Below are 24,964 nucleotides of genomic sequence, written 5' to 3' on the forward strand. Positions count from 1 at the left end.
GTCTCAGCCTTTCGCTTTCAGGCGCAGCCCGGTTTTCTTCAGGATGCGCGTGGAATAAAGGATGTCGCTGCCGCGGCAGGCCGATCCAAGGATCGCGGCGATCCGGCCGCGTTTCTGTTCGACCTCATCGGGCGAGCTGCCATGAACCATGGCGAACAGGTTGTAGGGCCAGTGGGGCAGGGCACGGGGCCGTTCGTAGCAATGGGTGACGAAGGGCAGCGCTCCGATATGGGCGCCGAGTTCGCCGATCAGGTCGTCCTGCACGTCCCAGACGGTCATGCCGTTCGAGGTCATGCCCAGCTTGTAGTGGTTGGGGGCCGCGGCGATCCGCCGGATCACCCCGCGCGCCTTCAACGTGGCCAGCCGATCCAGCAGGGCGGCTTCCTCGATCCCCAGATCGTCGGCGACCTGCGCATAGGGCGCGGGCACCAGGGGCAGCCCGCCTTGGAGAGCCTCGATGATCCGTCTGTCGGTTGCGTCGATCATGCTGCCACCCGGAAGCCGATGAAAAATTCCTGCAGTTTCGGGAACCGGTGAACCGTGATCCCCGTCTCGCGTTCGATCGCGTCGGCCGTGGCGGTGATCGCCTCGGGCGTTTCGGTCGCCAGAACAAACCACATGTTCAGCCGGTGCGTACGCTCATAATTATGCGCCACCTCGGGATGCGCATTGACTTTGGTCAGGACGGTTTCAAACTCGGCCTCGGGCACCGCCATGGCGCACAGGCAGAAATCCCCGCCCATGGCGGCGGCGTCGAAGAACGGGCCGAACCGGGTGATGATCCGGTCGGCCTTCATCCGCGCCAGCCGGTCCAGCAGGTCCTGCTCGGTGATCCCCAACTCGGCCGCCACGTCGGCATAGGGGCGGGGGGTCAGCGGCAGGTCCTCCTGCAGGCGGTTCAGCAGGCGGCGGTCGGTGTCGTCCAGCGGGGTCATGCGGCGGCCTCTTTTGGTTTGATCAATGCGCCGGTCTGTTTGAAGCAGCGGGTCGAGAACAGAACCTTGTGCGCGGCGCCCGACAGTTCGGGCAGGGCGGAGGCGCCGGCCAGGATACCCCGCGCCTCGGAGCGCGACCGGGCGTGGATCATGGAATAGAGCCGGTAGGGCCACACGCCCTTGACCGGCTGGCGTTCATAGCACAGGGTCACGCCGGGATGCGCGGCCAGTGCGGGGCCCGCGTGGTCGATCCGGTCGGCGGGCAGGTCCCACACGACCATGGCGTTGGCCGACCACCCCAGCGCCCGATGCCGCACGATGACCCCCAGGCGCGAGATGACGCCGGCCTTGTGCAACACCCGGATGCGATCCATCACGTCCTCAGGAGTGCGGTTCAGGGATTGGGCCAGCGCCGCATAGGGGTCGGCCATCAGCGGCAGCCCCGCGCTGAGCGCCTGCAGGATGTCGCGGTCGCCTTGCCGCAGAACGCTCCGGTCGACCGTACGCGGCCGAGGCACGCGGCGCGAACAATCGGACATGCGAAAACCCAGATCGACGTTGAACGGGCGGACCAGACGCAGATCCAGCACGCGCAGCCCGGTGCGGTCGCTGATCCGGGCCAGTGTGGCATCCACATGCGCCCGGTCGGGGCCGGTGGCCACGAACCACAGGTTCCAGTCATCCTCGCGCTGGTAATTGTGGTTCACGCCCGGTTCGGCGTCGATCAGGGCGGCGATCTGTTCCACCTTCTCCTCGGGCGCGGCGACGGCGGCCAGGGTGCTGGCCGAGGCCACGCCGGGCGCGACCGTCGCGCCGACGCGGGTGATGCGCCCGGCGGCGCGCATGCGGTTCAGGCGGTCGATCACTTCGGCCTCATCCAGTCCCAGCGCCGCGGCCAGCACTTGGAACGGCCGGTCGGTGACGGGAAAATCGCGCTGCCAGTCATCCAGCAGCCTTCGGTCGATCGGGTCGGTGATATGGCACATCGCTTACAGCCCCGTTCTGTGCGCACGCGCGGTGAAGAAGATGCCCGAGGGGCTGTCGGCCGGGATTTCCCGCAGCTTTTCAAAGCTGTGGGTGTCATAGACCATGATCTTGTTGGCATCGCGCACGCTGATCCAGACCTCGTGCCCACGCGGGGTGAACTCCATGTGCAGCACCGCCGGGCCGGGTTTGAACTCGTGGATGACCTGTTTGCTGACCGTGTCGATCACCTGGATCGTGTCGTTCAGCGGGTGGGCGAAGTTCACCCAGACCTGCCGGCCGTCGGGCCGCGCCATGGCAAAGACGGGCTGGCCATACGTCTGGGTGCGCCCGGTTTCCGTGAGTGTGTCGGCATCGACCCAGAGCACCTGGTGATGGCCGACGGCCGGCAAGACGAATTCGGCGCCCGTATGCGCCCAGCCTTCCAGATGGGGCATCTTGTAGACGGGCATCTCTTGTTGGCCGCGCCCATATCCGGGCAGTACCCGGATCGGTTCGGGGGTGTCTGCCCACAGGTCCAGCGCGGTCAACCCGTCCTGCCCGAAAAGGCCGGTGATGTAGGTGCGGCCATTGGCGGTGATCAGCGCGTCATAGGGTTTTTTGCCCATGTCGGTGATCTTGGTGATTAGCGGGTCGGTGCCGCGGGCGAAATCGGCGATCCAGGTCTCGCCCGTATCCCACATGGTGAACACGAAACGGCGGCCCGGTGCATCGACCAGGCCGATGGTCTTGCTGCCGGTAGGGATGTCGGCCACCAGATCCAGCGTGTCGGCGTCAAAGACGTGCACCCCGCCGGGTTCATAGTTCGACACTGCCACCAGCGTGCCGTCGTCAGAGATCGCCCCGCCGATGGCGTTCCCGGCCTGCACGACGCGCTTGGCGATCTGACGGGTCACGATATCGACCTTGGTCAGCCCGCCGTCGCGCCCGAACACATAGGCGAAGCGTTCGTCGGGCGAATAGACCAGCGAGGCATGGGACAGATCGCCCAGTCCTTCGATCCGGGCCAACGCGGCGCGGTCGGACTGATCGACCAGCAGGACCGAGCCGGTGGCCCGTTCGATCACCAGCCCCAGGTCTCCGGTGGCGGTGGGTTCGGCATGGGCTGCGGTCATCAGCAACGAGGCCGCGAGGCCAAGGACAAACTGTTTCATTGGGCCTCCGGTTTCAGCAGATAACGGGCGATCCATTCGGCCTCTTCCTCGCTGATGAGGGGCCGCCACGGCGGCATGGCCGTGTCGGGGATGCCGTCCAGGATTACGCCGGTCAGGATTTCGGGGTCATAGTGCTGCAGGTTTCCGGCTCGCAGATCGGGGCCCAGCCCGCCTTTCAGGGTCAGGCCGTGGCAGGACCCGCAATCCTGATGCACCAGACGCTTCAGCGCGTTGGGGTCCAGCGTGTCGGCGGCGAAGGCCGAGGTGGCCACCAGCACGGCGGCGGTCAGCACCGCGCGCCCGGGCCAGTCCCGACGGGCCGGTTCAATGGGCAGAGTCCTAGCCATGAGCGTGCTCCAGCAATTCGGCAACCGGCCGTTCGGCATAGAGCGACACGACCTTGCCGATGATGAACAGGGTAGGGGCGGCCAGACCGGCCGCGCGCACGTCGGCGGCGACACGGTCCAGACGCGAGACAAGGCGGCGTTCGTCCGGGGTTGTCGCCTTGCCGACGGCCAGGACGGGGGTCGTTCCCGGCAGGTTCTCGGTCATCAGGCCCATGGCGATCTGGCCAATATTGGCGACGCCCATGTAGATGACCAAGGTGGTGTCAGGGTCCGCCAGGCGCTTCCAGTCGAGGTCCAGCACCTTATCGGCCTGACGATGGCCGGTGACATATTGAACCGAGGTGGCCAGCCCGCGATGGGTCAGCGGCACGCCGGTCGAACAGCTTGCCCCCTGCGCCGCGGTGATGCCGGGCGCGTATTCAACCGCAATGCCATGGTCCATCAGAAACGCCGCCTCTTCCGAGCCGCGGCCAAAGATCATCGGATCGCCCCCCTTGAGGCGGGCAACCCTGTGGCCCGCGCGGGCCTGTTCCAGCAGGATCTGGTTGATCCGGTCCTGCGGCACGGTATGGCATTTGGGCGCCTTGCCCACGGGGATCAGCCGCGCACCGGGGGCGTGCATGGCCAGGATCTCCTCCGAAACCAGACGGTCGTAGACCACCACATCCGCCTCGCGCAGCATGCGCAAGGCGCGCAGGGTCATCAATTCGGGGTCTCCGGGTCCGGCGCCGATCAGAAAAACCTTACCGCTCATGGTGCAATCTCGCTTGGTCTGAATGTCATCGGGACCCGGGCGTTCCGGTCGGTTCCGAGCGCGGACAGAGCGGCGGATCGGGACGTTGCTGGGGTGGCCGGGCGTGTCATGGCCGCAGACTGGCGCATTCGCAAAGGGGCCTCCTTGACATAAGTTAAGGAGCGCGGGATTTGCGCCCGCGCTCCTTTAGTTTGCCTGTATGTCTGCCTGCGTTCAGGGCTCGACGGTGACCATGCCGACCATGTTCTGCGTTTCCCAATGCGGGCCGCACAGATAGTTCTGCGGGCCGGGTTCAAGGAACGTCATCTCGACCGATTCCTCGGGGAAGATGCGGTCGGATTCGGGCTGGCTGCCGTCCTTCAAAAGCACCGAATGGCTGGTGCGCTTGTCCACGTTGACCCAGCGCACCGTGGTGCCGGGCTTGACCGTGATCTGGGCCGGACAGAAGTGGTACTTGTACATCAGCACCACCTCGGCATCCAGCACGGCGTCGGAAGGATCGCCGAAGAGTTCGACATAGCTTTCCTCGGCCTCGGCGCAGATCTGGTCGGCTTCATCGGCTAGGGCTGGCAGAACCATCGCTAGGGTCAGGACTGCGGTCAGAAGGGGCTTGGTCGTCATGGTCGCGTGTCTCCTCGGCCGTGGAAAATGGGCCGTATCGCCGGCCCCTTTTCGTTACTGTTTGACCACGTTGATGTCGGCGCTGTCGTCATCCAGCGCGAGGCTGGTGTTCAGCGTGACGTGGTGGAACCGTGCGGCCGAGTGGTCATCGTGGATGGCAAAGCCCACCGTGTAGGTCTTGCCCGGCTCCAGCGGCACGTCGCCCGGCGCGCCCGAGTTCAGCGGACGCGAGAATACCACCGTCCACATGCCGCCCGACAGGCTGGCCGAGGCCGAGATCTCGCCATCATTGACCACGCGCTGTTCCAGCAGATAGCCGTTGGTGGCGCTGCCGTCGGCATAGACGCGCATCAGGTCAAGGAAATTGCCGTCCTGCAGGTACTGCGCGATCTGCTCTTCGGCCTGCAGCTTGTCCCAGCCGCCCAGCGGCTTGCCGCGCCGGCCTTTGACTTCGACCTCGGTGCGGCTTTCGCTGATGTACTTGGTGACGGTGTCCTTGGCCGTCAGGCGTGCGGCCACGTCCGTGTTGGCGGCGATGGTTTCGGCATCGGGCGCAAAGGGCATGTAGGTGTTGTCGGCGTGGCACGAGGCCCAGCACCCCACCTGTTCGCCCAGCTCGATCCCGGTGCCGGTGATCATCATGGCGACCTTGATCGGGTTGTCCGGGTCCATCTTGCCGCCGTCGACGAAGGGCACGGGATTGTGGCCCGCATCCGCCCATTGCAGCCGGATATACAGGTTTTCGTCGTCATGCGCGGCCTGAACCGTGGCGTCGATCACCCCGCGCTTGCCGGGGATCGGGGTCGGTTCGAGATCACCGCCGGCGACGATCTTGTTGCCGATCGCGTCCAGCTCCTTGGCGTGGCAGGTCGAGCACTGGTCGCCACCTTTGGTCAGCGGACGGGCGCCGCCGTGGGTCTTGCCGTTCTGCACCCATTCGAACGAAGCCTGTCCCGGATAGAACAGTTTCAGATCGGTGCTGGCCACGGCGTTCCAGTCGATGTTGCCACCAACGTCGCTGCCGCCCGAGGCCGCGGCGTCGGTTGCGGTGCCATCGGCCTTGGCGCGTTCCTCGGCCAGTGCGGCGTCGACCGCTGCGGCGATCTGTGCCTGCACCGCCTCCTGCTGGGCCTTCCGAGCGGCTTTCTCGGCCTCGGCTTCGGCGGCCTCCTTGGCTTCGATCCGTTCCAGGCTGGCCAGGTATTCCGGCGGGATCGGACGGGCGAAGGCCGGGTTCGGGGCTTCGAGCTCTTCCAGGAAATCCTCGGGCGCGCGGTCACGGATGTTCGAGTGCGCGATGCCCTTGTGGCAGTCGATGCAGGTCTGGCCGACCTCCATCGCGTTAAGGTGCTGCTGTCGTGCCCGCGGTTTCTGGAACTCGGGCATCATCGACTCGAAATCGTGGCAGTTGCGGCATTCGCGCGAGTCGGTCTTTTTCATCCGCTGCCACTCGTTCATTGCCAGATGGATGCGCTTGGCCTCGAATTTCTCGGGCGTGCTGATCGAGCCAACCATCTTGCCGTACAGCTCTCTCGAGGCTTTGATCTTGCGGATGATCTTGTGCGTCCAGTCCTTGGGCACGTGGCAGTCCGAACAGACCGCGCCCACGCCCGAGCGGTTCACGTCATGGATCGTGCCCTTGTACTCGGTGTAGATATAGTCGCGCATCTCATGGCACGAGACACAGAATTTCTCGGTGTTGGTGGCTTCCATGGCGGTGTTGAACCCGCCCCAGAAGATGATGCCGGCGACAAAGGCCGCGGCGATGCCGGCCACGGGCATTCCCCACAGGAAATACCGGCGCCAGATCGGTTTTTTCTTTTCCGGTTCGGACTGGGTCATGTCCAGGCTCCGTTTTGGCTGTCATGTCTGGCCTTGGATTTCAGGCCGGTTGGAATGGCGGTTGGGATGCCGGGCAGGGCGCCGCGGACAAACGTGGAAAGGGCGGGCGAGGGGCCCGCCCTTTCCTGTGCTTGCTGCCAACCCGTCAGGTGACGTGGTTCGAGCGGTTGTAGACGTTGAACTTGCCGGTCGGCGCATAGAGCCCGTCGATACGGCCGATCTCTTCCAGCGTCTTGGCGTCGAAGATCACGATTTGACCGTTGGGCTCCTTGGAGTCCGACAGGTTCCACTTGGAGACCCAGACCTCGGTGCCGTCGGCATTGAATTCAAAGTGAACGGCGGCACTGCCTTCGTCTTCGGTGATCTGGATCGTTTTCACGATCTCGCCGGTCTCTTTCGAGATGACTTGCACCGACTGCTGGATTTCCGGCTCGGGGTGTTTGGTCTGGTCAGCCCAGATGTAGTCTGAGTTCGGGTGGGTGCGGACAAACAGGCCGGGGCCGTCCGTCTCCACTTCGTAGCAGACCTTCCAAGCCTGATCCGGGTGGCCTTCGGGGTCGTTGCCCCAAACGGTCACGGTACCCACGCCTAGGTGGGTCGTGCCGGCAACCGGTCCACAGTTCGGATCGACCCAGTTTGCGCCCGGTCCGGGGTGCGGCAGGGCGGCGGTGTCGATCATCGCCTCCAGCTTGTGGGTCTCGGTATCGACGACCACCATTTTGTTCGACGCGTTCGCGGCGATCTGAAAATAGCGGCCCGTCGGGTCAAAGAAACCGTCATGCAGGAACTTGGCGCTGTCGATCTTGTCGATGCGCAGGTTGTCGAGGTCCGTGTAATCGACCTGCCACAACTGGCCCAACTCTTTCACGGCGACGATCCAGGTCGGTTCGTTCGGTGTCGTGTAGATCGCGGCCACGCGGCTTTCTTCGACATAGTCGCCGTCCACGTTCACGCCGCGGGTCGAAACGACCTTGAGCGGTTCCATGGTTTTGGCGTCAACGATCGCGAAGTGCGGCGGCCAGTAACCACCACCGATGACGTATTTGCCATCGCCGGAAACTGCGACGTCGCGGGCGTCATAGGCGATCTTGACCTCAGAGACCAACATCTTGTCCGGCGTCTGCCAGAGGTCGATTTTGGTCATCTTGCCGTCGCGACCCATGGTGTACCAGAAGCGGCCGGGATGTTCCGGTTCGGTCAGGCTATGGTGTTCGGACGCTTTCAGAACGTGCACGGCATAGCCGGTGGGGATGTGGGTCAGCACCTCTTTGGTGTCGCCGTCGATTACGGCCACCTTGCCCACGTCACGTTCGATGACGACGAAGAAGTTCTCCCAGTTGCGACCGTGCAGCGGCTCGGTCGGATAGTCTGCCTCTTCGACATAGACCTTGCGGGTCGCCTTCATCTGTTCCAGCGACATTTCCGGCGGCTTGGGCGGGTCCATCATGATGTAGGTCGCCATGTCGCGGATCTGCTCCTCGGTCATGATGTCCGAGAAGTTGTTCATACCGCCTTCGGTGCCCCACGCGATGATCTTTTCAAGGCGCTCCTGGCCCAGTTGCAAGGTGCCGCCTTCGGTCACGGTGCCGTCGGCTGCGGTTTTCTTCCAGTGCGGCTCGAGGTTCTTGCCGGTGGCGCCCTTGCGCAGCACGCCGTGGCAGCCGGCACATTGTTCGAAGTAGAGCTGTTTCGAAGCCTCGAAGGCTTCGTCGCTCAGGGTTGGCTCTTCGGCGAATGTCGGAGCAGCGACGCTGCCCAACAACATGGCCAGACCGACCCTGAAGGCGCGGCCGGTGGTGTAATGGCTGATTCCAAGTGACATGATCACTCTCCGTTTGCTGGTGAGGCAGGCCGGACACTGCGCCGGGACGGGCGTCTTCTCCTTGACGAAAGTCAACGGAGGGGGTGTTCAGACGGAAATGACGCGGAAAAAAGCCATGAAAATAAGTGCTTTTTGGGGTCATGTTTTCGCCGACGCTTGATTTTGGTTAAGGGGCGCGGGTCCGCCGGTTGCTAGTGCTTGGCCATCGAACAGCTTGGCCAAGGAGAGCAGGCATGCCATCGGCAATCACGCGCGTTATGGGTGAGGGGTTCCGGGTCTTTTTTCTGTTTGCAGGTCTTTACGGCGTGTTTGCCGGTCTGGCCTGGGGAGGGTGGCTGGCAACGCTGGCCGGGGTCGAAATGTGGACCGAGGCGCCCTATGCCATGAGCCCGCCGATGTGGCACGCGCACGAGATGATTTTCGGCTATGCCAGTGCCGCACTGGGCGGGTTCTTTCTGACCGCCGTTCCCAACTGGACCGGTGCCCCTGAGGCGCGGCGTTTGTTTATTGCCGCTGCAGCGGCGCTGTGGTTGGCCGGGCGCGTGGCACTGTGGTTTTCGGGTGTGATCGACCCGGTGATTGTCGCGGTGCTCGATCTCGCCTTCGTGCCGGTTCTTGCGGCCAAGATCGCCACCCAGCTGATCCGGCGACCAAAACCGCAGAACATGATCTTTCTTCTGTTGCTGGCCTACATCTGGGTGTCCAACCTGTTGACCCATCTGGACTGGATCGGTGTGACGGTCGGAACCCTCGATGTCGGTCTGCGTACAGGACTGCTGGCCTTGTGTTCCATGATCTCCATTCTGGGTGGTCGGATCACTCCGGCCTTTACGCGCAACGCAATGAAGCGCGCAGGCGTGCCCGAAGCTGAGTGGCCTGTCAGTCGCGATTGGATGGAAAAAAGCAACATGGTGCTGGCCCTGCTGCTGCCCGCTGTGATGCTGATCTTCGGGGCCGGGCACGCGGTCGCGATTTTGGCGCTGGTCCTCGGAGCGATACAGGGCTTGCGCCTGTCAGGTTGGCGGGGGGCTTGGGCTGTCCGGCAGCCGATTCTGTTTGCGCTGCATCTGGCCTTGGGGATGCTGGGCCTTGGACTGGTTCTGTGGGGAATGGGCTTGTTGGGCCTCGGCAGTGAACTTGGTGCGCTGCATGTGTTGGGCATCGGCTGCGTCGGTGGCATGACGCTGGCGGTCATGAGCCGCGCGGCGCTTGGCCATAGCGGACGGGCGCTGGTCGCCCCCGCGCCGGTGGTCGTCGCCTACGGAGCTATGGCTCTGGCTGCGATTCTGCGCTGGATTGGGTCCGGGTTGGACGCGCAATTCTTGACTGCCATGCTGGTTGCCGACGGGCTGTGGATCAGCGCGATGGCGCTGTATGTGGTGGCGATGTGGCCGGCCTTGGTGGGTCCGCGTGCGGTACCGTCCTGAGCGGCTCAGGCCCGGTCGATCAAAGGTCGCGCGTTTTTGACATGCCGATAGATCATGTGCCGCGCACGCTTGCCGGTTTCGGGAATGGGCCGAGCGGCGATCGGGACATGATCCGGGTCGTCAAGCTCGGGGAAAATCTCGAAGATCTCGTCTCGGGCATCGCGGCCAATGCTTTTGAGTGCTTCGGGCCCGGTGTACAGGCTTTCCGACGGAGCCCCTTCGGCGGTCACGATTTCATGGCGGTCGAACAGAATGTGGTAGTACGTCACGCTGCTGACGGTTTCATCGGCATGAACGCCGGGAACGCCGACCAGCTTGTGGGCTGGGATCAGCACCTCTTGGGCGTCGAACATGCGCACGGCAATCGCCGAGCGAACCAGCATCCGGTGCTGCGGAGAGACCCGCAGGTCGCGCCGCGGTAGACCCGCCCCCAGCGCTCCGGCTGATACACAGATCGGACGCAGGCGTGGGTTGGCCTGCAAATCGACCGACGTCAGGATGCGCGAGCCGACCCAGCGAATCGGTTGCGGGCCGTGATCGAGCGTCAGCACCAGATCGCCTTCGGCCAGATCTTCTATCGCCTTGGCGCCGGTGGGTGTTTCGATCAGCGTACCGGCGGTAAAACAGGGCACGTCGACAATGGCTGTGGGATCGGTGGTGTCCGGAGCGTTTGAAGGGGTCACATTCGAACGAATGAAGGAATAGGCGGTACCGGGTACCAAAGGTTCGGACGTGATGTATCCGACAAGATTTCCTTCAACCTCGACCCGGAAAACATCGATCGTACCGCCGCCCGGTTTGGTCAGGGCATAGGATTCTTCCAGATAGATAGCGCCGGAATCAAAGGTGGTTGATCCGTCAAGGCTGGTGACGACGCCTGTCTGTGTCAGGTCATCGCCGACTTCGTTGTTGAAACGGTCGCCGTTGAAATCAGTTCCGTTGTCCGGATCTCCGTTCACGAGCGTTCCACCGGCCGCGTCGGTTACGTCAAATACCCGGCGATCGGTGTTCGGATCATAGCCTGAACTCAGAGTGATGGTACCGGAGTTAAACCCGGTAAAACTAAGTGAAATCACCCCTGGCGCGTAGCCGATATAGGAATAGTTCGCCATCTCTTACTCGTTCACTCGCTCAATCAAAGACACCGGAATAGCACGTCACGGACCCGGAAACTCCATCTGACTTCGCACCCTGATAGCAGCGGTTCAAGGCGATTTCGGGGCATTACACGCTTATTTTAAGGGAATGTAGCCTATTGGCCGCGTGCCAGGACAGAGTCTTGACTTTCGTTAAGGCGGCAAACCGCCCATCCCGCCATTGTCCCCCCACCAGCAAAGCGGCGCAAAGGAGAGCGCAATGCGAGAAGTCATGACCAAGAGCATGGCCCGCAACATATTCTATGGCGGGTCACTGTTCTTCATCTTAATCTTTCTGGCCCTGTCGGCCCACTCACACCTGTACATCGTCAATTCGCCGAACTCGGCGAAGCTGGATGAGAGCGTGATCCGGGGCAAACACGTCTGGGAAAAACACGCCTGCATCAACTGTCACTCGATCATGGGTGAGGGTGCCTATTTCGCCCCGGAGGTCGCCAACGTGATGACCCGCTGGGGCGTTCTGGACGACCCGGAATCGGCCTTTGAATCTCTCAAGGGCTGGATGGAGGCGCAACCCACCGGCATTCCCGGTCGCCGGCAGATGCCAAGGTTCAACCTCAGCGACGAAGAGATCCGTGATCTGGCCAACTTCCTGATCTGGACGGACAACATCGACGCTCAGGACTGGCCCCCGAATGACGCGGGCTGAGAAGGGAACGGAGCAATGAAATACGAATCCCAAAAAGTGGCCTATGCCTATTTCGCATTCGCAATGGGCCTGTTCGCGATCCAGGTGATCGGCGGTCTGCTGGCCGGCTGGATCTATGTATCCCCCAACTTTCTGAGCGAGCTTCTGCCGTTCAATATCGTGCGGATGCTGCACACCAACGCGCTGATCGTGTGGTTGATCACCGGCTTTTTTGGCGCGGCCTATTTCCTGATCCCCGAAGAGGCCGAGCGCGAGATCCACTCGACCAAGCTGGCCTATATCCAGCTGGCGATCCTGATTCTGGGCACGCTGGGTGTGGTGCTGACCTATGTCTTCAACCTGTTCGAAGGCAACTGGCTGCTGGGCAAAGAGGGGCGCGAGTTCCTTGAACAACCCAAATGGGTCAAGGCCGGCATCGTCGTGGCGGCGCTGATCTTCCTCTACAACGTGTCGTTGACCGTTTTGAAGGGCAAGAAGACCGCCATCACAAACATCCTGCTGCTGGGCCTGTGGGGGCTGGCGCTGCTGTTCCTGTTCGCCTTCTACAACCCGGGCAACCTGAGCCTCGACAAGCAGTACTGGTGGTACGTCGTTCACCTGTGGGTCGAAGGCGTGTGGGAGCTGATCATGGCCTCGATCCTGGCCTACCTGATGCTCAAGCTGACCGGAGTTGACCGCGAGGTGGTCGAGAAATGGCTGTATGTCATCGTCGCCGCCGCGTTGTTCTCGGGCATTTTGGGCACCGGCCACCACTACTACTGGATCGGTACGCCGGGTTACTGGCAGTGGATCGGGTCGATCTTCTCAAGCCTCGAGGTGATCCCGTTCTTTGCGATGATGGCCTTTGCGTTCGTCATGGTCTGGAAGGGCCGTCGGGACCACCCCAACAAGGCCGCGCTGCTGTGGTCGCTGGGCTGTGCCACGCTGGCCTTCTTCGGTGCCGGTGTCTGGGGCTTCCTGCACACGCTGCACGGGGTGAACTACTATACCCACGGCACGCAGATCACGGCGGCGCACGGGCACCTGGCCTTCTACGGCGCCTATGTCTGCCTCAACCTGGCGATCTTCACCTATGCGATGCCGATCCTGAAGAACCGTGATCCGTACAATCAGGTGCTGAACATGGCCTCGTTCTGGCTGATGACCGGCGGCATGGTCTTCATGACCTTCGTGCTGACCTTTGCCGGCACCGTCCAGACGCACATGCAGCGCGTGGTGGGTGACTACTACATGGATGTGCAGGATCAGGTCGCGATCTTCTACTGGATGCGCTTCGGCTCCGGTCTGGTCGTGGTCATCGGTGCGCTGCTGTTCATCTACTCGATCTGGGTTCCGCGCAAAGAGGTCATCGAACCCGGCGTCGTGGAAACCCCGGCGGAGTGATGGATATGGACGGCTCCATGAAACTGGGAACGGGGGCGGCAGACGCCCCCTTCTACCTGCCCCAGGGCGACGAATGCGACGTGTTCGCCGCCGCCTATACCAACAAGCTGCCGGTCCTGCTGAAAGGGCCGACAGGTTGCGGCAAGACCCGCTTCGTGTCCCATATGGCCGCCAGTCTGGGTCGGCCGCTCTATACCGTGGCCTGCCACGACGACCTGGCCGCGGCCGACCTGATCGGGCGCTACCTGCTGAAAGGCGGCGAGACCGTTTGGGTCGACGGCCCCCTGACCCGCGCGGTGCGCGAGGGCGCGATCTGTTACCTGGACGAGGTGGTCGAGGCGCGCAAGGACGTGACCGTGGTGCTGCACCCGCTGACCGACGACCGGCGCATCCTGCCGATCGATCGCACCGGGGAAGAGCTTGAGGCCGCGACCGGCTTCATGCTGGTGGCCTCCTACAACCCCGGCTATCAGAACATTCTGAAAACCCTCAAACCCTCGACCCGGCAACGGTTCATCTCGCTGGAATTCGACTTCCCCTCGCCTCAGATGGAGGCCGAGGTGGTCGCGCAGGAAAGCGGTCTGCCGCTGGAGCGCTGCAAGCCGCTGGTGCGGCTGGCGGGCAAGCTGCGCGGGCTCAAGGGTCAGGACCTCGAGGAAGGCGTATCCACCCGCCTGGTCGTCTATGCCGCGACGCTGATCGCGCAGGGCATGTCCACCGACCGCGCCATCCTTGCCGCCATGATCGAACCTCTGACTGATGACGAGGATATCAAACGCGGGCTCCTCGATCTTGTCACCGCCGTCTTTGGGTGAGGCCGGCGATGGTCAGGATCGACTTTGAGCCATGGGAACCCGAAGAAACCATCGGGAAACTGTGGCACAGCCTTGCCAGCCGCCTTGATGCACCAGAGGTGCACGAAGGAGCCGCGGTCGACCTGTCGCAGGTCGCGGGGCGGCTGGCCGTTCTTTTCCGGGGGCTTGGGGGCAGTCCGGGCGTCGAACTGCGCCCGGTTTCGCCCGAGCTCTCGCGCCACCGGCTGGGCTGGCGGCGCAAGCTGGCCACCGAGGCCGAGCTGATCCCGCGCGCCAGTTTCGACGGCGAGGTCCTGCGCCTGCCCGACCGGCTGGCGGTTTTTCCCGCGCGCGAAGCCAATGGCGCGCTTTATGTCTGGCTGGCGGCGGTGGCCGCCCATGCCGGAACCCGCATCGACGAGGACGATCCCCTGCGCGCCGATCTGCGCGCCCTGCAGGCGGCCCGCGCGATGGTCGCCGCAACGCTCGAGGACGCGCCGGGCCTGTGCCCGCTTTACACCGAACTATGCAAGGGCGTGCTGTATCAGCGCAATCTGCCCGGCCTGCCCCCGGCCGAGGCCGCCGTCGAAGACCTGATCCGCCGGATGCTGGGTGATCCGGCGCCCCTGTCCGGCCGCGCCCAGGCCTATGACGCCCTGGGCGACGACGTGGCCGCCCCGCGCGGGTACCAGCCGTTCCGCCCGGTGCCCCTGTGGCCCGAACTGCGCGCGGTCGCCTTTTCCGAACACACCGAGGTCGAAAGCCGCGACACCGACGGCCCACCCGAGGAATCGGGGGAAAAGACCCACCGCGCCCGCCGCCGCAAATCCGACCAGGCCGAGCGGCAGGACAGTCTGATCCTGCACAAGTTCGAGGCGATCCTCAGCTGGGCCGAATTCCTGAACCTCAACCGCCGGATCGACGATGACGACCCGGACAACGCGAAAAAGGCCGCCGACGATCAGGACGAAATCGGGCTGGGCCAGATATCGAAGGCGCCGCCGACGCGGCTGAAGCTGCATCTCGATCTCGCGCCCGAAGACGTGAACCGCGAGCGCCTTTCGGGGCGTGTGCTGTACCCGGAATGGGATGTGCGCACGGGGCAGTATCTGCCCGATCACGTCAACGTTCTGACTTCGGATGCCGAGATTCGCGAGGATGCCGCCGATTTCGGCAAGGACCCGGCCACCGCCCGCCGCATCCGCGCCGTCAAACGCCAGTTCGAGGCCCTGCGCCCGGGCCGCGTGATGACCCGCGGCCATCTGGACGGCGACCAGCTGGATATCGAGGCCGCCGTGCGCAGCGCCGTGGACCGCCGCGCCAATGGCGAGGGCAACGAGCGCATCTGGATGCAATCCCGTCCCGAGGCGCGCGACCTGGCGGTGTCGATCCTGCTGGATGTCAGCCGATCGACCGAAAGCGCGGTCGCGGGGCGTGCGGTGATCGATATCGAACGCGAGGCACTGGCGGCGCTGGCCTGGGGTCTGAACGCCTGCGGCGACGATTTTGCCATCCACGCCTTCAGTTCGCTGAAACGCCAGCGGGTCTATGTGCAGCGCTGCAAAAGGTTCAATGAGCCCATGACGGCCACCGTGGAGCAGCGCATCGCGTCGCTGCGACCGGGCCATTACACGCGGCTGGGGGCGGCGATCCGTCATGCCTCGGCCGATCTGGCGGCGCAGGCGCGCAAACGCCGGCTGCTGCTGGTGATCACCGATGGCAAGCCCAATGATCTGGACCACTACGAGGGCCGCCACGGCATCGAAGACACTTGCATGGCCGTACGCGAGGCGCGCCGGGCGGGGCAGTCGGTCTTTGGCGTCACCATCGACAAGACTGGCAAAAGCTGGTTCCCGCGCATGTTCGGGCAGGGCGGGTTCGCGGTGATCCCCGACCCCAACCGCCTGACCATGGCCCTGCCGCAGATCTATCGCCAACTGGTCGGCGCATGAGTGATGCTTCGCTGATCGACGAGCTGCCCGGCGAATTGCTGATGTGGGTTCTGATCGTCTCGGAACTGCTGGTGTTCGGGGCCGGGTTGATCGCCTTCATGGGTGTCCGTCTGACCGATCCGGCGGGCTTTGCCGAGGCGCAATCACATCTCTACCGCACCGCGGCCGCGCTCAACACGGGGGTTCTGGTCACCTCGGGTTTTCTGGCGGCGCGGGCCCTGCGCTGGCGACAGGCAGCGCGCCGCGGCGCCGCGCGGCTGTCCCTGATCGGCGCGGCCCTGCTGGGCGTGATTTTCCTGATCATCAAGGGCGCGGAATATGCCGGCAAGGCCGCGCAAGGCATCAACTACGAGACCCACCCGTTTTTCCTGTTCTACTACCTTCTCACCGGGTTCCATGCCGCGCATGTGCTGGCCGGGGTCGCCATTCTGCTGCTGGTCGCCTGGCGCGACGATCCCCGCAACATCGAGGCCGGCGGCCAGTTCTGGCACATGGTCGATCTGGTCTGGATCCTGCTGTTTCCGGTGATCTACCTGCTGGGGTGATGCGATGCCGAGTTTTTCCTGTGTCCGATACACCCATTCGGATCGCTTGACCCGCGCCTGGGCCGGCCTGATCGCGCTCAGCCTGGTTTCGGCCCTGCTGACCCTCGTGCCCATTGAGCCCCGGCTGGTCGGGAGCGGCATCCTGCTGCTGGCCTTGTTCAAGGCCCGCATCATCCTGGCGCGGTATCTCGACCTTGAATTCAGCCCGGCCTGGCTGCGGGGCTTCACGTTGGTGCTGAGCACCTTTGCGGCACTGATCTTCGCGCTCTACCTGGTCTGAGGCAAAAAGAACCGCCGCGCACAGGGGCACGGCGGCTTGCCAGTTCAGGGACAGAAATCTATTGCGCGGCCATCGGCATCCGGGCGATCTGGCACCGCTGCCACAGCGCCGAGAGCGCGCCGACCAGATGGTCGATATCGACATCGGTATGCACGGGCGAGGGCGTGATGCGCAGCCGCTCGGTGCCCTTGGGGACGGTGGGATAGTTGATCGGCTGGATGTAGATGCCGAACTCTTCCAACAGCGTGTCCGAGATGAACTTGCACTTGACCGGGTCGCCCACCATCACCGGGATGATGTGGCTGGGGTTGGGCAGATGCGGGATGCCCTCGGCGTCGAGCCGGGCGCGAACCTGGGCCACGCGTTCCTTCTGCAGGTCGCGTTCGGCATTCGACTGCTTCAGATGCCGGATCGAAGCCGCGGCCCCGGCGGCGATCGCCGGGGGCAGGGCGGTGGTGAAGATGAAGCCGCTGGCAAAGCTGCGCACGAAGTCGCACAGCGCGGCCGACGCGGCGATATAGCCGCCCACCACGCCGAAGGCCTTGCCCAGCGTGCCCTCGATCACGGTCAGACGGTGCATCAGACCCTCGCGCTCGGCGATGCCGCCGCCGCGGGGACCATAGAGGCCGACGGCATGGACCTCGTCCAGATAGGTCATGGCGCCGAATTCATCGGCCAGGTCGCAGATTTCCTTGATCGGAGCGATGTCGCCGTCCATCGAATAGACCGATTCAAAGGCGATCATCTTGGGCGCCTCGGGGTCGGCGGCGGCCAGCTTGGCGCGCAGGTCGTCCAGATCGTTGTGATTCCAGATCACCTTCTGCGCCCGCGAATGGCGGATGCCCTCGATCATCGAGGCATGGTTCAGCGCGTCCGAGAACACGATCAGGCCGGGGATCTTTGCCGCCAGCGTCCCCAGCGCCGCCCAGTTCGAGACGTAGCCGGAGGTGAACAGCAGCGCCGCCTCTTTCCCGTGCAGGTCGGCCAGTTCGTGTTCCAACAGGACGTGGTCATGGGTGGTGCCGGAAATGTTGCGGGTGCCGCCCGCACCGGCGCCGCAGCGGTCCAGCGCATCATGCATCGCCGCCAGAACCGACGGGTGCTGGCCCATGCCCAGATAGTCGTTCGAACACCAGATGCGCACGTCCCGTGCCGCCGCGCCATCGGTCTGGCGGGCATTGGGAAAGGCGCCGCATTTGCGCTGCAGGTCGATGAAGACACGATAGTTGCCCTCGGCCTTCAGGTCGCTGAGGCTCTGGCTGAAAAAACGCTCGTAATCCATGTCTCGATCTCCCCGGAAAACTGGCTGTTGGCGGGCAGACTATGGGTGCGCGCACGCCGGGAACATGACAATAGTCAAGCGACGCCGGGAAAAGGGTGGTGCGCGGCGCGCGGGTTTGGCATAGGCTGGCGCAGGGATGGATGGGCCGGGTTTTCGGCCGGACAAAAGGGGATGCCTTCGTGGCGCATGAAGCACAAAAAGCCATTGCGCGGCAGTCGCTGCTGCTCAAAAGCCTGCCGGATCAGCATGTCGAAACGTTGCTGAGCCACGCGATCTGGCGTCAGTATGACCGTGGCGAGACGATCTTTGTGCAGGAAGAAAGCGCCCAGGCCGTGCATGTGGTGCTGGCCGGATGGGTCAAGCTGTTCCGCATGTCGCCCACCGGGGCTGAGGCCGTGGTCAGCGTCTTTACCCGCGGCGAAAGCTTTGGCGAAGCGGTAGCGCTGCGCAACGTGCCCTATCCGGTTTCGGCCGAGGCGGTCTCGGCCTGCGAGATCATGCACATTCCCAGCCCGGTGCTGATTTCCTTGATGAAGACCGACCCCGAGATCGGGATATCGATCCTGGCTTCGACCTTCACCCATCTGCATTCGCTGGTGTCCCAGCTGGAACAGCTCAAGGCCCAGACCGGGGCGCAGCGGGTAGCCGAGTTCCTGCTGAACCTGTGTGACTGCGACGAAGGTGCCTGCGAAGTCGAGCTGCCCTATGACAAGATGCTGATCGCCGGGCGTCTGGGCATGAAGCCCGAAAGCCTGAGCCGTGCGTTTTCACGGCTCAAGGCGGTGGGAGTAAAGATCAACCGCAACCACGCGGAAATCTCGAACATTCCGCAGCTGCGAGACTATGCCGACAGCGACCCGGCCGACAATTGGGGGCGCTGAACGCGCCCGGTCAAACCCGCAACCCGTCCTCTCCGAAGGTCAGTGCATTGGCCGGATCATAGTCGATGCCGACCTGTGTCCCCGGGGACACCTGATGCTGACCAAAGGCCCGAACGGTAAAAGGCTTTTCGGTACCGATATCGACCAACACGTTGGTATCTGCGCCAAGGTTTTCCACGTGAACGACTGTGCCTGAAAGCGGACCCGACTGCCCAAGGCGAGCGTATTCAGGGCGAATGCCGATGAGTTGCCGGCCAGATCCACCGACCCGATCGGCGGGCACGAAATTCATCGCGGGAGATCCGATGAACTCGGCCACGAACCGGTTGGCGGGGTTGTTGTACAGCTCCATCGGGCTGCCGATCTGTTCGACTCGGCCGTCCCGCAACACGACGATCTTGTCCGCCAAAGTCATCGCCTCGGTCTGGTCGTGGGTCACGTAGATCATGCTGGCGTCGATCTGGCGGTGCAGGTTTGCGATTTCGACCCGGGTGTTCAGGCGCAACGCGGCATCCAGGTTCGACAGCGGTTCATCGAACAGGAACAGTTTGGGGTTCCGCACGATCGCGCGGCCAATCGCGACGCGCTGGCGCTGACCGCCGGACAACTCGGCCGGGCGACGTTCAAGATAGGGATCCAGTGACAACATGCGGCTGGCTTCGGTGATGCGGCGCGCGATTTCGTCCTTGGGATGCCCGGCCTGCTTCAAGCCCAGTTCCATGTTCCCCCGAACAGTCAGATGCGGATACAGCGCATAGGACTGGAACACCATTGCAATGCCGCGCTTGGCGGGTGGGACCTCGTTGACGGTCTGGCCATCGATTTCGACCGTTCCCGAGGTCGCCTCTTCAAGCCCCGCGATCACGCGCAGCAGGGTGGACTTGCCGCATCCCGAGGGGCCTACAAAGACCACGAATTCGTTTTCCTCGACGGTCAGGTCGATGTTTTTCAGCACGTTCACCTGTCCGAAGGACTTGCACACATTGGTCAGTTTCAGGGCGGTCACGTCACGTCTCCTTCAGGTCGACCGGCTGGCCGGATCGAATGCTTTGGTCGGCGGCAAGGCAGATCCGCAGGGATTGCACCGCGTCATTCATGTGGCGGGTCAGGTCGATGTCCTGCGCGATGGTTTGCAGCATGTAGGCTTGTTCCGCGTCGCACAGTTCCTGGTGGCCGGGTTCGCCATCCATCTCGATCAGGGTGTCGCCGCTGGCTTTGTGCACAAGAATTCCCCCCACCTTCGTGTGGCCGTCAACATCGTCGGATGCGCCCTTGTTGCCTTCGGTAATGGAAGCCGCGCCATTGGGTGAAACGATGTCCTTCACGAAGAACGCCGTTTCGGACATCATCGGACCCCAACCGGCCTCATACCAACCAACCGAGCCATCTTCGAACACCACCTGGAACTGGCCGTAATTGTACATGTCGGGCGCGATCTCATCTGACAAACGCAGGCCCATGCCGTTGACCCGAACGGGCCGGGAATCGGTAATCTGGCACATGACGTCGACGTAATGCACACCGCAGTCCACGATAGGTGAGGTGGTTTGCATCAGCGCCTTGTGCGTCTCCCATGTCGGGCCGTCGGACTGCTGGTTCAGGTTCAGGCGAAAGACATAGGGGCCGCCCAGGTCACGCGCCTCGGATATCAACCGCATCCACGAGGGGTGATGCCGAAGGATGTAACCAACCACCAGCTTTCGGTTGGCGTCAGTGGCCTTCTCGACGACACGGCGTGCGTCTGCGACCGTGGTGGCCAGGGGTTTCTCGACAAATACATGCGCACCGGCGTCCATTGCGGCACAGGCATAGTCGGCATGGCTGTCGGAATAGGTGGCAATCACGGCCAGATCAGGGTTGGTGTCTGCAAGCGCCGTATGGAAATCGGTGAAGACCGGATACCCCTGCAAATCCGGGTGATCCACTGTCCCGGATCGGTTCACCAGACCCACGATCTGGGCGTCGGGATGGTGATGATGCGCCAGCGCGTGGCTGAGGCCCATGTTTCCCAAACCTGCGATCAGAACCCGGATCATTTGACCGCCCCCGAAGTGATCCCGCGGATCAGTTGCCGCGAGAAGATGACATACAGAACCATGACCGGCAGGATCGCCATGCTGAGTGCCGAAAGCACCGCGTTCCAGTCGGTGACGAACTGACCGATGAAGACCTGGCTACCGAGGGTCAGGGTCTTGGTCTCTTCGGCCGGGGCCAGGATCAGCGGGAACCACAGGTCGTTCCAGATCGGGATCATGTTGAACACGGCCACGGTCGCCATGGCCGGACGCACCAGAGGCAGAACCAGGCGGAAGAAGATGGTGTATTCGCTCAGCCCGTCGATGCGGCCTGCATTCTTGAGGTCGTCGCTGACTTGCCGCATGAACTCGGACAGGATGAATACGGCCAGCGGCAGGCCCTGTGCGGTGTAGACGAGGATCAGCGCCATCAGCGTGTTGACCAGACCGGTCGCCACCATCATGTCAAGGATCGCGACCGTGCCGATGCGGATCGGAATCATGATGCCCAATGCAAGGTACAGGCCCATCAGCGTGTTGCCCTTGAACCGGTATTCGCTGAGCGCGAAAGCCGCCATTGCGCCGAACAGCAGGATCAGGAACAGCGACACGACGGTGACAATCATCGAATTCTGGAAATACAGGAAGAAGTCGCCCTGTTTCATCACCGTCTGGTATCCGATCATCGAGAACGAGTCGGCATCGGGCAGGGCCAGCGGTTCACGGAAGATCGCCTTGCGCGACTTGAAGCTGTTGATCACGATCACGAAGACCGGAAACAGGGCGATCAGCGTATAGAGGATCAGCGCGCCATGCATGGCAGCGATGTTGAAGGGGTTTCTGCGGGCTTTGTTCATGCTCTTTGGGCCCCTCAGAACTGATACCGGCGGATGCGGGTCTGGATCAGGAACAGATAGATGCAGACCCCCGTCAGGATGATGGCGAACATGCCCGTTGCGATGGCCGATCCCATATGCGGGTCACCGAGTTGCAATTGGAAGCCGAAGAAGGTTCGGTACATGAACGTGCCAAGGATGTCGGTCGAGAAGTCCGGCCCCGCCAGCGCACCCTGAGATGCGTATATCAGATCGAACGCATTGAAATTGCCGACAAATGTCAGGATCGAGATGATGCCGATCGAAGGCAGGATCAGCGGAAGCTTGATCTTCCAGAAGGCGGACATGCCGGTGATGCCTTCGACTTCGGCAGCCTCGAGGATCTCTTCGGGGATCGACAGCAGGGCGGCATAGATCAACATCATCGGAATGCCCACGAACTGCCAGACCGAAATCAGGGCCAGCGTGGTCAGCGCGTATTCCTCTTTGCCCAGCCAAGGCGCGAACAGAGATTTGAGTCCGACCGCGGCCAGCATATCGGGGGCGATGCCCCAGATCGGCGACAGGATCAGCTTCCAGGCGAAGCCAACGATCACGAAGGACAGGATCGTCGGGATGAAGATGGCCGAACGGTAAAACGCCGCAAAGCGCAGGCGTGGGTGGCTGAGGATCGCCGCCAGTGCGATCCCGATCGGATTCTGCACCAGCATGTGAATGAAGAAGAACCAGAAATTGTTGCCCAGTGCGTTCCAGAACGCATCCGACCAAATCGGGTCGCCGAACAGGGTGCGGAAGTTGTCCAGGCCTACGAACACACGGGCCTGATCGACCTCGGTGTACAGTGCCAGCCGCAGCGTGTTGAAGAGCGGAAAGACCATGACGGCCGAGTAGACCAGCACTGCGGGTGCCAGAAACACCACGATGTGCCATTTGATCCGGCGATTGCCCATGTTGTTCCTCGAAAGCTCAGGGTGGCTCTGGCCGCCTGGCCAGAGCCGTTTGCGTTACGAAAGACGGGTTACTGGTGCGGGGGGTACCAGCTGGCCAACCCGTCCTGCAGGCGCTTGCCGGCGTCCTCGGGCGATTCCTCGCCCTTGATCACCTGAGCCGATGCGTTCCAGGTCTCGTTCTCAAGGTTGGGCGTTCCACGCGACAGGATCTGATAGGTGGACCGGATGGTCGAGTTGCACTCGTTCCGCCAGCTGACGAATTCCTGCGCCAATGGGTCCTCCATCGCTACGTCGAAGCTGGAGAGCGAGAAGAACCCGGGCAGCGCGTTTGCATAGATCTGCGCGAATTCCTCGGACCCGACCCAGTTCAGGAAGGTGCGTGCCGCATCGGCGTTGGGCGACGCTGCGTTCAGGCCAATGGCGATGTCGGTGTGATCCGAGATATAGCACTCGTCCCCGGCATTCTGGACCGGCGGCTTGAAGGCGCCCATTTCGAATTCGGCCAGGTTGTTGAAGCCGCTGATCTCCCAGCTGCCGGCCGGATAGATGGCGGCGCGGCCCAGCGTGAACAGGTTCTGGCTGTCGGGATAGGTCTGCGCTTCGAACCCGTCGCCCAGATAGGCGCCCCATTTGGCCAGCTGGCGGTAGGGGGCGACCCACGGCTCGTCCGTCAGTTTCTGAGAACCTTCGATCAAGGCGAGGCGACCTTCTTCGCCCTTCCAGTAGTTCGGCCCGATGTTGTTGTAACCCATGGTGGCCGCTTCCCACTGGTCATTGGTGCCCATGGCCATGGGGATATAGGTGCCGTCTTCCTTGATCTTGTCCAGAACGGCAAAGAACTCGGCTTCGGTTTCCGGAACCGACAGGCCCAGCTCGTCGAACGCGTCCTTGTTGTAGATGAATCCGTGGATCACCGAGGCCATCGGCACGCAGAAGGTGGCCGATCCGTCATCGGTCTGCCACGCCGATTTGGCGACGTCCGAGAAATTTGCCATGCCTTCCAGGTCAGAAAGATCGGCCAGTTTGCCTGCCTCGTACAGGCCAAGTGAGGTGTCGAAGGGACGGCAGGTAATCAGGTCTCCGGCCGAACCGGCATCCAGTTTGGCGTTCAGGGCGGCGTTGTATTCCGCCGGGGCCGACGGGGTGAACTTGATCTTGATGTCGGGATGCTTGGCCTCAAAGGCCGGGATGATCTTTTCTTGCCACAGGGCCAGGTCGTCGTTGCGCCAGCTCTCGATGGTCAGCGTGGTTTCGGCCATTGCCGCACCGGCCAGGGCCGATGACGCCAGTAGCACGGCGGTCAGTGTGGTTATTCTCATGATGTATTCTCCCTTTGGTCTTCTTCTTGGTTCAAATCTGGTCCAACGCAGGGCGCAGATGACCGCCCGATGCCGTCAGCAGTTCACTGGCCTGCGCCGGTGTTGCGGCACCGGCGGCCAAAAGTACGGCAAGCTTCAGGTTGCCTTCGGCGCGATCCAGGGCATCAGCGGCGCGCTGAGGTGTGGCGCCGGTTATGTTCCGGATGATTCCTTCTGCGCGCTGACGCAGCTTGGCATTGTCGGCGACCACGTTGACCATCATGCCGTCATGTACATGGCCCAACCTGACACCCATGAGGGTCGAGAGCATGTTGAGCGCCGCCTTTTGCGCGGTTGCGGCGCCCAGTCGGGTCGATCCGGCAATGACTTCGGGCGGGGTGTTCAGGCAAATTGCGCAATCGGCGTGCTCGAACAGGGGTGCGTCGGCGTTGTTGGCGATGCAGATAGTTTTGGCGCCGCGGGACTTTGCAATTCCGGCAAAGGTCAACGGGTAGGGCGTGGTGCCGCTGGCGGATATCGCGATCACCGTGTCTGTGGGGCGGAGGTCGGCAGCGGCGATTTCGGCCGTCCGAGTGTCATCTTCGGTGTGGCCCGGCATCTCTGCCCCGGTTGGTATGCCGCCGGCCATGCAGATGGCGATCGAATCTGGCGACAGGCCGAATGTTCCCGGTATTTCCGCCCCATCGGCCAAGCCCATCAGCCCGGACGACCCGGCGGCGGCATAATAGAGCCGCCCGCCGGCGCGGATGGTTTCTGCCATCAATGCCGCACCTCTCGAGATATCCGGAAGGCAAGCATCCAGCCCGTTCAGCGCGGCTTTCTGCGCATCCAGCAGCAGGCGCAGAACTTCGGCGTCCGGGCGCAGGTCCAGCCCCTCGGATTCGTCGCGCAGCATTTCGGTTTGCGGCAGCATGTGCGGCGTCATGTGATTCCCCTTTGGCACCGAAGATAATACCTATATAATACCTTTTGTCTACCATTCGTTTCATATCACCAAATACTCACAAAAAAGCGCAAAAAATAGCGAGTCTTGGC

25 protein-coding genes are annotated in these 24,964 nt (G+C 62.9%); 8 read left to right on the forward strand and 17 right to left on the reverse strand.

What is annotated here, in order from left to right; translation table 11 throughout:
- Nucleotides 1-3: 3 nt before the first annotated feature.
- From ahbB (ACR0BA_RS10190) to ACR0BA_RS10230, 9 genes are all read right to left on the reverse strand, one after another.
- Nucleotides 4-486, reverse strand: a complete 483-nt coding sequence (gene ahbB / locus ACR0BA_RS10190) for a siroheme decarboxylase subunit beta (protein ID WP_480727792.1) — start codon at nucleotides 484-486, stop codon at nucleotides 4-6.
- A complete protein-coding gene (locus tag ACR0BA_RS10195) occupies nucleotides 483-935 on the reverse strand; it encodes an Lrp/AsnC family transcriptional regulator (RefSeq protein ID WP_170341142.1) in 453 nt (150 codons plus the stop codon). The genes ahbB (ACR0BA_RS10190) and ACR0BA_RS10195 overlap by 4 nt, the downstream gene beginning before the upstream one ends.
- Nucleotides 932-1,921 carry a siroheme decarboxylase subunit beta gene (gene ahbB / locus ACR0BA_RS10200; protein WP_480727793.1) on the reverse strand — a complete coding sequence of 330 codons (990 nt, stop codon included), beginning with the start codon at nucleotides 1,919-1,921 and terminating at the stop codon, nucleotides 932-934. Before ahbB (ACR0BA_RS10200) ends, ACR0BA_RS10195 begins: the two co-directional genes overlap by 4 nt.
- Nucleotides 1,922-1,924: 3 nt before the next feature.
- Nucleotides 1,925-3,073, reverse strand: coding sequence for a cytochrome D1 domain-containing protein (locus tag ACR0BA_RS10205; protein ID WP_480727795.1), 1,149 nt, complete (start codon nucleotides 3,071-3,073; stop codon nucleotides 1,925-1,927).
- Complete coding sequence (locus tag ACR0BA_RS10210) at nucleotides 3,070-3,420, reverse strand: c-type cytochrome (protein WP_170391604.1); 351 nt, start codon at nucleotides 3,418-3,420, stop codon at nucleotides 3,070-3,072. The genes ACR0BA_RS10205 and ACR0BA_RS10210 overlap by 4 nt, the downstream gene beginning before the upstream one ends.
- Nucleotides 3,413-4,174: a uroporphyrinogen-III C-methyltransferase gene (cobA, locus tag ACR0BA_RS10215; protein ID WP_170366048.1), complete on the reverse strand. Its 762-nt coding sequence runs from the start codon at nucleotides 4,172-4,174 to the stop codon at nucleotides 3,413-3,415. Before cobA ends, ACR0BA_RS10210 begins: the two co-directional genes overlap by 8 nt.
- A gap of 213 nt (nucleotides 4,175-4,387) precedes the next feature.
- Nucleotides 4,388-4,795: a cupredoxin domain-containing protein gene (locus ACR0BA_RS10220; RefSeq protein ID WP_170359694.1), complete on the reverse strand. Its 408-nt coding sequence runs from the start codon at nucleotides 4,793-4,795 to the stop codon at nucleotides 4,388-4,390.
- Nucleotides 4,796-4,849: 54 nt separating this feature from the next.
- Complete coding sequence (locus ACR0BA_RS10225; RefSeq protein WP_480727796.1) at nucleotides 4,850-6,637, reverse strand: NapC/NirT family cytochrome c; 1,788 nt, start codon at nucleotides 6,635-6,637, stop codon at nucleotides 4,850-4,852.
- A 145-nt stretch (nucleotides 6,638-6,782) separates the two neighbouring features.
- Nucleotides 6,783-8,459 (reverse strand): cytochrome D1 domain-containing protein, encoded by a 1,677-nt coding sequence (locus ACR0BA_RS10230; protein ID WP_170359698.1) that lies wholly within the window; start codon nucleotides 8,457-8,459, stop codon nucleotides 6,783-6,785.
- A gap of 233 nt (nucleotides 8,460-8,692) precedes the next feature.
- On the opposite strand from ACR0BA_RS10230, the gene ACR0BA_RS10235 reads away from it, so the two are divergent.
- A complete protein-coding gene (locus tag ACR0BA_RS10235; protein WP_170452722.1) occupies nucleotides 8,693-9,886 on the forward strand; it encodes an NnrS family protein in 1,194 nt (397 codons plus the stop codon).
- Between the two features lie 5 nt (nucleotides 9,887-9,891).
- Here ACR0BA_RS10235 and ACR0BA_RS10240 read toward each other — a convergent pair whose 3' ends face one another.
- Complete coding sequence (locus ACR0BA_RS10240; RefSeq protein ID WP_480727798.1) at nucleotides 9,892-10,998, reverse strand: Hint domain-containing protein; 1,107 nt, start codon at nucleotides 10,996-10,998, stop codon at nucleotides 9,892-9,894.
- 244 nt (nucleotides 10,999-11,242) lie between these two features.
- Here ACR0BA_RS10240 and ACR0BA_RS10245 point away from each other — a divergent pair, with 244 nt between their 5' ends.
- From ACR0BA_RS10245 to ACR0BA_RS10270, 6 genes are read left to right on the forward strand one after another with little or no spacing between them, the layout of a single operon-like run.
- Nucleotides 11,243-11,692: a c-type cytochrome gene (locus ACR0BA_RS10245; protein ID WP_005977183.1), complete on the forward strand. Its 450-nt coding sequence runs from the start codon at nucleotides 11,243-11,245 to the stop codon at nucleotides 11,690-11,692.
- 15 nt (nucleotides 11,693-11,707) lie between these two features.
- Nucleotides 11,708-13,075: a cbb3-type cytochrome c oxidase subunit I gene (locus ACR0BA_RS10250; RefSeq protein WP_170341159.1), complete on the forward strand. Its 1,368-nt coding sequence runs from the start codon at nucleotides 11,708-11,710 to the stop codon at nucleotides 13,073-13,075.
- Between the two features lie 5 nt (nucleotides 13,076-13,080).
- On the forward strand, nucleotides 13,081-13,890 hold the full coding sequence (locus ACR0BA_RS10255) for a CbbQ/NirQ/NorQ/GpvN family protein (protein ID WP_260066647.1): 810 nt from the start codon (nucleotides 13,081-13,083) through the stop codon (nucleotides 13,888-13,890).
- A gap of 8 nt (nucleotides 13,891-13,898) precedes the next feature.
- Nucleotides 13,899-15,821, forward strand: a complete 1,923-nt coding sequence (locus tag ACR0BA_RS10260) for a nitric oxide reductase activation protein NorD (protein WP_480727800.1) — start codon at nucleotides 13,899-13,901, stop codon at nucleotides 15,819-15,821.
- Nucleotides 15,818-16,366, forward strand: a complete 549-nt coding sequence (locus tag ACR0BA_RS10265) for a cytochrome c oxidase subunit 3 (RefSeq protein ID WP_480727801.1) — start codon at nucleotides 15,818-15,820, stop codon at nucleotides 16,364-16,366. Before ACR0BA_RS10260 ends, ACR0BA_RS10265 begins: the two co-directional genes overlap by 4 nt.
- A gap of 4 nt (nucleotides 16,367-16,370) precedes the next feature.
- Entirely contained in the window at nucleotides 16,371-16,646 is a 276-nt protein-coding gene (locus ACR0BA_RS10270) for a cytochrome C oxidase subunit IV family protein (RefSeq protein WP_480727803.1), read from the forward strand.
- A 58-nt stretch (nucleotides 16,647-16,704) separates the two neighbouring features.
- Here ACR0BA_RS10270 and hemA read toward each other — a convergent pair whose 3' ends face one another.
- The gene (gene hemA, locus ACR0BA_RS10275; protein ID WP_480727804.1) at nucleotides 16,705-17,928 is read right to left on the reverse strand and encodes a 5-aminolevulinate synthase; all 1,224 of its coding nucleotides are present in this window, start codon (nucleotides 17,926-17,928) and stop codon (nucleotides 16,705-16,707) included.
- A gap of 179 nt (nucleotides 17,929-18,107) precedes the next feature.
- Between hemA and ACR0BA_RS10280 the strand changes: the two genes are divergently transcribed.
- Complete coding sequence (locus tag ACR0BA_RS10280) at nucleotides 18,108-18,809, forward strand: Crp/Fnr family transcriptional regulator (RefSeq protein ID WP_170359769.1); 702 nt, start codon at nucleotides 18,108-18,110, stop codon at nucleotides 18,807-18,809.
- Nucleotides 18,810-18,819: 10 nt separating this feature from the next.
- Here the strand turns inward: ACR0BA_RS10280 and ACR0BA_RS10285 are convergent, their stop codons facing one another.
- From ACR0BA_RS10285 to ACR0BA_RS10310, 6 genes are all read right to left on the reverse strand, one after another.
- The gene (locus ACR0BA_RS10285) at nucleotides 18,820-19,815 is read right to left on the reverse strand and encodes an ABC transporter ATP-binding protein (RefSeq protein ID WP_170366031.1); all 996 of its coding nucleotides are present in this window, start codon (nucleotides 19,813-19,815) and stop codon (nucleotides 18,820-18,822) included.
- 1 nt (nucleotide 19,816) lies between these two features.
- Nucleotides 19,817-20,845 (reverse strand): Gfo/Idh/MocA family protein, encoded by a 1,029-nt coding sequence (locus ACR0BA_RS10290; RefSeq protein ID WP_480727806.1) that lies wholly within the window; start codon nucleotides 20,843-20,845, stop codon nucleotides 19,817-19,819.
- On the reverse strand, nucleotides 20,842-21,681 hold the full coding sequence (locus ACR0BA_RS10295; RefSeq protein WP_170341791.1) for a carbohydrate ABC transporter permease: 840 nt from the start codon (nucleotides 21,679-21,681) through the stop codon (nucleotides 20,842-20,844). Before ACR0BA_RS10295 ends, ACR0BA_RS10290 begins: the two co-directional genes overlap by 4 nt.
- Nucleotides 21,682-21,695: 14 nt before the next feature.
- Nucleotides 21,696-22,610: a carbohydrate ABC transporter permease gene (locus tag ACR0BA_RS10300; RefSeq protein WP_093963180.1), complete on the reverse strand. Its 915-nt coding sequence runs from the start codon at nucleotides 22,608-22,610 to the stop codon at nucleotides 21,696-21,698.
- 68 nt (nucleotides 22,611-22,678) lie between these two features.
- Nucleotides 22,679-23,929, reverse strand: a complete 1,251-nt coding sequence (locus ACR0BA_RS10305; RefSeq protein WP_480727808.1) for an ABC transporter substrate-binding protein — start codon at nucleotides 23,927-23,929, stop codon at nucleotides 22,679-22,681.
- Between the two features lie 31 nt (nucleotides 23,930-23,960).
- Nucleotides 23,961-24,854: an N-acetylmuramic acid 6-phosphate etherase gene (locus tag ACR0BA_RS10310; protein WP_480727809.1), complete on the reverse strand. Its 894-nt coding sequence runs from the start codon at nucleotides 24,852-24,854 to the stop codon at nucleotides 23,961-23,963.
- Nucleotides 24,855-24,964 lie beyond the last annotated feature (110 nt).

The sequence above is a fragment of the Ruegeria sp. CI5 genome (genome assembly GCF_056536885.1).